General features: G+C 65.6%; 15 protein-coding genes. 2 read left to right on the top strand and 13 right to left on the bottom strand.

The features are described from left to right. Together EDC36_RS13040 and EDC36_RS13035 are read left to right on the top strand one after the other, a co-directional pair. Nucleotides 1–339, top strand: a 339-nt coding sequence (locus EDC36_RS13040) for a PD-(D/E)XK nuclease domain-containing protein (protein ID WP_207895089.1), incomplete at its 5' end; no start/stop codon positions are given. Nucleotides 340–388: 49 nt separating this feature from the next. Beyond that, nucleotides 389–916, top strand: a complete 528-nt coding sequence (locus tag EDC36_RS13035; protein ID WP_132963701.1) for a GNAT family N-acetyltransferase — start codon at nt 389–391, stop codon at nt 914–916. Here the strand turns inward: EDC36_RS13035 and EDC36_RS13030 are convergent. The 13 genes from EDC36_RS13030 to EDC36_RS12970 all read right to left on the bottom strand — a co-directional run. Beyond that, nucleotides 900–1,421, bottom strand: coding sequence for a peroxiredoxin (locus tag EDC36_RS13030; protein WP_132963700.1), 522 nt, complete (start codon nt 1,419–1,421; stop codon nt 900–902). The genes EDC36_RS13035 and EDC36_RS13030 overlap by 17 nt on opposite strands. Before the next feature lie 97 nt (nt 1,422–1,518). Beyond that, nucleotides 1,519–1,782, bottom strand: a complete 264-nt coding sequence (gene rpsQ / locus EDC36_RS13025) for a 30S ribosomal protein S17 (protein ID WP_132963699.1) — start codon at nt 1,780–1,782, stop codon at nt 1,519–1,521. 12 nt (nt 1,783–1,794) lie between these two features. Beyond that, complete coding sequence (rpmC, locus tag EDC36_RS13020) at nt 1,795–1,992, bottom strand: 50S ribosomal protein L29 (protein ID WP_132963698.1); 198 nt, start codon at nt 1,990–1,992, stop codon at nt 1,795–1,797. A 15-nt stretch (nt 1,993–2,007) separates the two neighbouring features. Further along, nucleotides 2,008–2,424 carry a 50S ribosomal protein L16 gene (gene rplP / locus EDC36_RS13015; protein WP_132963697.1) on the bottom strand — a complete coding sequence of 139 codons (417 nt, stop codon included), beginning with the start codon at nt 2,422–2,424 and terminating at the stop codon, nt 2,008–2,010. A 2-nt stretch (nt 2,425–2,426) separates the two neighbouring features. Beyond that, on the bottom strand, nt 2,427–3,293 hold the full coding sequence (gene rpsC / locus EDC36_RS13010) for a 30S ribosomal protein S3 (RefSeq protein WP_132963696.1): 867 nt from the start codon (nt 3,291–3,293) through the stop codon (nt 2,427–2,429). Between the two features lie 16 nt (nt 3,294–3,309). Beyond that, a complete protein-coding gene (gene rplV / locus EDC36_RS13005) occupies nt 3,310–3,642 on the bottom strand; it encodes a 50S ribosomal protein L22 (RefSeq protein WP_185969633.1) in 333 nt (110 codons plus the stop codon). Between the two features lie 6 nt (nt 3,643–3,648). Further along, on the bottom strand, nt 3,649–3,924 hold the full coding sequence (gene rpsS / locus EDC36_RS13000) for a 30S ribosomal protein S19 (RefSeq protein ID WP_132963694.1): 276 nt from the start codon (nt 3,922–3,924) through the stop codon (nt 3,649–3,651). Nucleotides 3,925–3,937: 13 nt separating this feature from the next. After that, a complete protein-coding gene (gene rplB / locus EDC36_RS12995) occupies nt 3,938–4,762 on the bottom strand; it encodes a 50S ribosomal protein L2 (protein WP_132963693.1) in 825 nt (274 codons plus the stop codon). A gap of 5 nt (nt 4,763–4,767) precedes the next feature. Then, a complete protein-coding gene (gene rplW / locus EDC36_RS12990) occupies nt 4,768–5,082 on the bottom strand; it encodes a 50S ribosomal protein L23 (RefSeq protein ID WP_132963692.1) in 315 nt (104 codons plus the stop codon). Then, the gene (gene rplD / locus EDC36_RS12985) at nt 5,079–5,699 is read right to left on the bottom strand and encodes a 50S ribosomal protein L4 (protein WP_132963691.1); all 621 of its coding nucleotides are present in this window, start codon (nt 5,697–5,699) and stop codon (nt 5,079–5,081) included. Before rplD ends, rplW begins: the two co-directional genes overlap by 4 nt. A 12-nt stretch (nt 5,700–5,711) precedes the next feature. Continuing rightward, a complete protein-coding gene (rplC, locus tag EDC36_RS12980; protein WP_132963690.1) occupies nt 5,712–6,371 on the bottom strand; it encodes a 50S ribosomal protein L3 in 660 nt (219 codons plus the stop codon). Between the two features lie 221 nt (nt 6,372–6,592). Beyond that, nucleotides 6,593–6,904: a 30S ribosomal protein S10 gene (gene rpsJ, locus EDC36_RS12975; protein ID WP_132963689.1), complete on the bottom strand. Its 312-nt coding sequence runs from the start codon at nt 6,902–6,904 to the stop codon at nt 6,593–6,595. Between the two features lie 11 nt (nt 6,905–6,915). Beyond that, the coding region (locus tag EDC36_RS12970; protein WP_217641567.1) for an EF-Tu C-terminal domain-related protein at nt 6,916–7,010 on the bottom strand (95 nt) is incomplete at its 5' end.

Raw genomic sequence — 7,010 nt, 5'->3', positions numbered from 1 at the left:
GACTGGTACCGTGCCAACCCGATCGCGCAGTACGAGGGCTACTTTGCCAGCGTCTGCTACAGCCACTTGGCCAGCCTCGGGGTGGAGATCATCGCTGAAGACGTCAGCAACGAAGGCCAGTGCGACCTCACGGTCAAGCACGCCGGCACCGCGTGGGTGTTCGAGTTCAAGGTCGTGGAGGGCGACCAGGGCACAGGCGAGGCGCTGCGGCAGCTGCAGGCCAAGGACTACGCGGCCAAGCACCGCGGCGCGCCGGGCATCCAGCGTGTGATCGAAGTCGGCGTGGAGTTCAGCCGCACGCGCAGGCAGATCGTGGGGTGGGCGACGCGCGGCGCGTGACGCCTGGCGGCGCTTTTCGCCCTCGCCAGCCGCGTCGTATCATTGGCGCATGGACGACGACGCCCACGCCCCGCCCGGCGGTGACGGGGATGCCGCCTTGGACATCGAACTCAGCCTGGCCAGCACGCCGCACGACCTGGACGCGATCCGCACGCTGTTTTTGGAGTACCAGGACGACATCGGCATCGACCTGTGCTTTCAGGGGTTCGCCGAAGAGCTGGCGACGTTGCCTGGCGCCTACGCCCCGCCGTTGGGGGCGCTGGTGCTGGCGCGTGTGGGGGGCGAGCCAGCCGGTTGCTGTGCGCTGCGGCCGCTGTTCGAGAGCGACCACGGCAACGCCTGTGAGATGAAGCGGCTGTTCGTGCGGCGTGCCTTCCGTGGCTTTGGGTTGGGCCGCCAGTTGGCCGAACACGTGATCATGCTGGCGCAGCAGGGCGGCTACGACCGCATGCTGCTGGACACGCTGCACGAGATGGAGGCGGCGCGCGCCCTGTACCACGAGCTCGGGTTCGAGGAAATCCCCCCCTACTACCACAACCCGCTGCCCGGCGCGCACTACCTTAAGCTGGAGCTTTGAGCTGACGCGCTTGCGCCAGCAGCGTGTCGGCGTCGCTGACCTCGAACGCTCCCGGCGCCTCGACGTTGAGCGTGCGCACGACACCATCGACCACCAGCATCGAGTAGCGGTTGCTGCGCAGCCCCAGCCCCCGCGCGGTCAGGTCCAGCGTCAAGCCCGTGGCCTTGGCCAAGTCGGCGCTGCCGTCGGCCAGCATGCGAATCTTGCCACCCACGCCCTGGTCGCGGCCCCAGGCGTGCATCACGAAGGCGTCGTTGACGCTGACGCACCAGATTTCATCGACGCCGGCGGCACGCAGCTCGTCGTAGCGTTGCAGGTAGCCAGGCAGGTGCTTGGCCGAGCACGTGGGCGTGTACGCCCCCGGCACCGCGAACAGCGCCACCGTCTTGCCGGCGGCGGCCTCGCGCACGCGCACCGGGTTGGGGCCGATGCTGCAGCCGGGCCCCTCGGTTTCGCAATACTCCATCACCGTGACGTCGGGCAGGGTGTCACCGACTTGGATCATCGCTCGCTCCTCGAAAAAACAAAAGGGACGGCCATTGTCGGTCGTCCCTTTTGCCCCGACAAGACGTCGGGGCTTGCCGGCCCAAGCGGGCCCACCGTCAGACGGCGGAGGCCTTTTGCACCAGGCGGGTGGCCACCCAGTTCTTGGTCTTGGACAGCGGGCGGCTTTCCGTGATTTCGACGATGTCGCCCAGCTTGTACTCGCCGTTTTCGTCGTGCGCGTGGTACTTGCTCGACTTGATGACGATTTTGTCGTACAGCGGGTGCTTGACCCGGCGCTCGACGAGCACGGTGATGGTCTTGGCGCGCTTGTCGCTGACCACCTTGCCGATCAGGGTACGCTTGATTTTGCCTTGCGTCATGGTGGTCTCTCCTTACTGGCCAGCGGCGACCTTCTCGGCCAGGATGGTCTTGGCGCGAGCGATGGCACGGCGCGTCTGGCGCAGCGCGGCGGTGTTGGCCAGCTGTTGCGTGGCCTTTTGCATGCGCAGGTTGAAGTGCGCTTTTTGCAGCGACTTGATCTCGGCCTGCAACGCGGTCACGTCTTTTTGGCGCAGTTCAGCAGCTTTCATCGGTGACTCCTTGCCTTACTGGCCCAGCATGCGGGTGACGAACGTGGTGCGCAGCGGCAGCTTGGCCGCCGCCAGCGCGAAGGCCTCGCGCGCCAGTTGCTCGGGCACGCCGACGATTTCGTACAGCACCTTGCCCGGCTGGATCTCGGCCACGTAGTACTCGACGTTACCCTTGCCGTTGCCCATACGGACTTCGGCGGGCTTTTGCGTGATGGGCTTGTCCGGAAACACCCGGATCCAGATACGCCCACCGCGCTTGACGTGGCGCGAAATGGCGCGCCGCGCCGCCTCGATCTGGCGCGCCGTCAGGCGGCCGCGGTCGGTGGCCTTGAGGCCGTAGTCGCCGAACACGACGGTGGTGCCACTGGTGGCCACCCCGGTGTTGCGGCCCTTGTGCTCTTTGCGGAATTTGCGACGAGCGGGTTGCAACATGATCAAACTCCTTGGCCGTCCGCAGCTGCAGGTGCGGGTGCGTCGGTACGAACGCGCTTAACGGCGCCCGTGGCGGTGGCCTCGGCCGGCTTGTCGGAGCCGTCGGCCGGTGCAGCGTTGCTGCCACCGCGGCGGGCATTGCCACCGCGGCCGCTGCGCGCGCCGTCACGGCGCGGACCGCGGCTGCGGCGTTCTTCGTCGGCGGGGCGCGGCGTGCTGTCCAGCGACGGCACGTCGTTGCGGCCCAGCGTGTCACCCTTGTAGACCCAGACTTTGACACCGATGGTGCCGTAGGTCGTCTTGGCCACCGAGGTGCCGTAGTCGATGTCGGCGCGCAGCGTGTGCAGCGGCACACGGCCTTCGCGGTACCACTCGGTGCGCGCGATTTCGATGCCGTTCAAGCGGCCCGACGACATGATCTTGACACCCTGGGCCCCAAGGCGCATCGCGTTTTGCATCGCGCGCTTCATCGCGCGGCGGAACATGATGCGCTTTTCGAGCTGCTGGGTGATGCTGTCGGCGATCAGCTGCGCATCAACCTCGGGCTTGCGGATTTCCTCGATGTTGACGGCCACCGGCACGCCCAGCATCGCCGCCAGGTCCTTCTTCAGACGCTCGATGTCCTCGCCCTTCTTGCCGATCACCACGCCCGGGCGCGCCGAGTAAATGGTGATGCGGGCGTTTTTGGCCGGACGCTCGATGACGATGCGCGACACCGCCGCGTTTTTGAGCTTGCTGCGCAGGTACTCACGCACCTTGATGTCGTCGGCCAGCATGCCGGCGAAGTCACGGTTGTTGGCGTACCAACGGCTGGCCCAGTTGCGGGTCACCGACAGGCGAAAGCCCGTAGGATGGATTTTCTGCCCCATGGTCTTCCTTTCCTCGTCAGTTGCCCACGGTCACGTAGATGTGGCAGGTCGGCTTGCTGATGCGGTTGCCGCGACCCTTGGCGCGCGCGGTGAAGCGCTTGAGCGTCGTGCCTTGCTCGACGTGGATGGTCTTGACCTTCAGCTCGTCGATGTCGGCACCGTCGTTGTGCTCGGCGTTGGCGATGGCGGACAGCAGCGCCTTGCGGATGATGCCGGAGGCCTTCTTCGGCGTGAAAGCCAGGATGTTGAGCGCCTGGTCCACTTTCTTGCCGCGAATCAGGTCGGCCACCAGCCGGCCCTTCTGGGCCGACAGGCGCACGCCGCGAACGATACAGCGGGTTTCCATGATCAATCCTTACTTCTTGGCTTTCTTGTCGCCGGGGTGGCCCTTGAAGGTGCGCGTCAGCGAAAACTCGCCCAGCTTGTGACCCACCATCTGCTCGGTGATGTACACCGGCACGTGCTGGCGGCCGTTGTGCACGGCGATCGTCAGACCGATGAACTCGGGCAGGATCGTGGAGCGCCGCGACCAGGTCTTGATGGGTTTTTTGTCCTTGCTGGCCTGGGCCTTTTCGACCTTGGCCATCAGGTGATGGTCGACGAACGGACCTTTTTTCAGTGAACGGGACATGGCTGCGGACCCCTTACTTCTTGCGGCGCGACACGATCATGTTTTGCGTGCGGCGGTTGCGGCGGGTGCGGTAACCCTTGGTCAGGTTGCCCCACGGATCGCGCGGCGGCTGACCGGTACCGGTGCGGCCCTCACCACCACCGTGCGGGTGGTCGATCGGGTTCATCGCCACGCCACGCACCGTCGGGCGGATGCCCATGTGGCGCTTGACGCCGGCCTTGCCGATCTGGCGCAGGCTGTGCTCGGGGTTGGACACTTCGCCGATGGTGGCGCGGCAGTCCACGTGCACCTTGCGCACTTCGCCCGAGCGCAGGCGCACCTGGGCGTACACGCCCTCACGCGCCAGCAGCACCGCCGAGGTGCCGGCCGAACGCGCCAGCTGCGCGCCCTTGCCCGGCTTGAGCTCGATGCAGTGGATCGTCGAACCCACGGGGATGTTGCGGATCGGCAGCGTGTTGCCGACGCGAATCGGCGACTCCGGGCCGCTGACGATGGTTTGCCCCACCTCCAGGCCGCGCGGCGCGATGACGTAGCGACGCTCGCCGTCGGCGTAGCACACCAGCGCGATGTGCGCGGTGCGGTTGGGGTCGTACTCCAGGCGCTCCACCTTGGCCGGAATGTTGTCCTTGTCGCGACGGAAGTCCACGATGCGGTAGTGGTGCTTGGCACCGCCGCCCTTGTGGCGCACCGTGATGTGGCCGTTGTTGTTGCGGCCGGACGTCTTCTTGAGCGGCTCCAGCAACGGGGCGTAGCCGGGGCCCTTGTAGAGGTTTTCGCGCGTGACCTTCACCATGCCGCGACGGCCCGGCGAGGTCGGCTTCATCTTGATGACTGCCATGATGGTCAGGCCCCCTCAGCACCGAACTGGATTTCCTGGCCTTCGGCCAGCGTCACATAGGCCTTGCGCACGTGGTCGCGACGACCCACGGTCTTGCCAAAGCGCTTGACCTTGCCCTTTTGGTTGAGGACGTTGACGTCCTTGACCTTGACGTTGAACAGCAGCTCCACCGCCGCCTTGATCTCGGGCTTTTCGGCGTCGCGCAGCACCTTGAACAGGTAGGTGTTGGCGGCCTCGCCGACGCGGGTGGCCTTTTCCGAGATGATCGGCGCCACCAGCACCTGCATCAGACGGCCTTCGTCGAATTTACGCTGGCTCATGCGAACATCTCCTTGATCTTGTCCAGCGCACCCTTGGTGACGAGCACCTTCTTGAAGTGCACCAGCGACACCGGATCGGCGTGACGCGGCTCGACCACCAGCACGTTGGGCAGGTTGCGCGACGCCAGGTACAGGTTTTCGTCGATCTCGTCGGCGATGATCAACGCCGAGCTGAGGTTCATCGCCTTGAGCTTGCTGGCCAGCAGCTTGGTCTTGGGCGCTTCGACCTTGATCGAATCGACCACCGACAGCCGACCCTCACGCACCAGCTGCGACAAGATCGACGCCATGCCGGCGCGGTACATCTTCTTGTTGAGCTTTTGCGTGAAGTTTTCGTTGGGGCTGCTGGGGAAGATCTTGCCGCCCCCGCGCCACAGCGGCGACGAGCTCATACCGGCACGGGCGTTGCCGGTGCCTTTTTGGCGGAAGGGCTTCTTGGTCGTGTGCTTGACGGCGCCACGGTCCTTTTGCGCACGGGTGCCTTGGCGGGCGTTGGCCTGGTAGGCCACCACCAGCTGGTGCACCAGCGCTTCGTTGTAATCGCGGCCAAAGACGGTCTCGGGCACCTCGACGGTGGCGGTGGCCTGACCTTGGTCGTTGAGGAGTTCGACTTGCATGCGAATCGCTCCTTACTTGGCGGCCTTGACGGCCGGACGGACGGTCACGAAGCCACCCTTGGCGCCGGGCACGGCACCCTTGATGAGCAGCAGCTGGCGCTCGGCGTCGACACGCACGACGTCGAGGTTTTGCACGGTGACGGTCTCGTCGCCCATGTGGCCGGTCATGCGCTTGCCCGGGAAGACACGGCCCGGATCCTGCGCCATCGAGATCGAACCCGGCACGTTGTGCGAGCGGCTGTTGCCGTGCGAGGCACGCTGCGAGCCGAAGTTGTGGCGCTTGATGGTGCCGGCGTAGCCCTTACCGATGCTGGTGCCTTGCACGTCGACCTTTTGGCCGGGCTGGAACAGTTCGGTGACGGGGATGACGGCGCCGGGCGCAAACTTGGCCGCGACTTCGGTGCTGACGCGAAATTCGCGCAGGATTTCACCGGCTTCGACGCCGGCCTTGGCGTAGTGACCGGCCATCGGCTTGGTCACGCGCGAGGCGCGCCGCTTGCCGAAAGCCACCTGGACGGCGTCGTAGCCGTCGTTGGCCTGGGTCTTGACCTGGACCACGCGGTTGTTGGACACGTCCACCACCGTGACGGGCACCATGTCGCCCTCATCGGTGAACAGACGCATCATGCCCACCTTGCGGCCCAACAACCCCAAAGAGTTGCTCAGACTCATTGTTTTCTCCGATTCCCGACTGCAATTGGCCGGGTCTGATGGGGCGTCAGCCTGCCCAGCAAAGGCTGGCGTTCGCCCGGTTGCGCAACGGACCTGTGCGTGACGCACGCCACAAACACAAGCACTTCGCCAAAAAGCGAAGCCCTCAAGTGTACCTTGAGGGCTCGCATCGTGTCAAGCGTCGCGCGGCCTGGCGGCGCCCGGCGCTTGACCGTCGGGACTCACTGCAGCTTGATCTCGACGTCCACGCCGGCGGGCAGGTCGAGCTTCATCAGCGCGTCCACCGTCTTGTCGGTCGGATCGACGATGTCCATCAGACGCTGGTGGGTGCGAATCTCGAACTGGTCGCGGCTGGTCTTGTTGACGTGCGGCGAGCGCAGGATGTCAAAGCGCTTCATGCGCGTGGGCAGCGGCACGGGGCCGCGCACGATCGCGCCGGTGCGCTTGGCGGTGTCCACGATTTGCGCCGCCGAGGCATCGATCAACTTGTAGTCGAACGCCTTGAGGCGGATACGGATTTTTTGCTTGGTCATGCTGGCGTCCTTCACTCGATGATCTTGGACACCACGCCGGCGCCCACCGTGCGGCCGCCTTCGCGGATGGCAAAGCGCAGACCTTCTTCCATCGCGATGGGGGCAA

The organism is Tepidimonas ignava (assembly GCF_004342625.1).
GTDB classification, from domain to species: domain Bacteria; phylum Pseudomonadota; class Gammaproteobacteria; order Burkholderiales; family Burkholderiaceae_C; genus Tepidimonas; species Tepidimonas ignava.
This window is presented reverse-complemented; position numbering and strand designations above follow the sequence as displayed.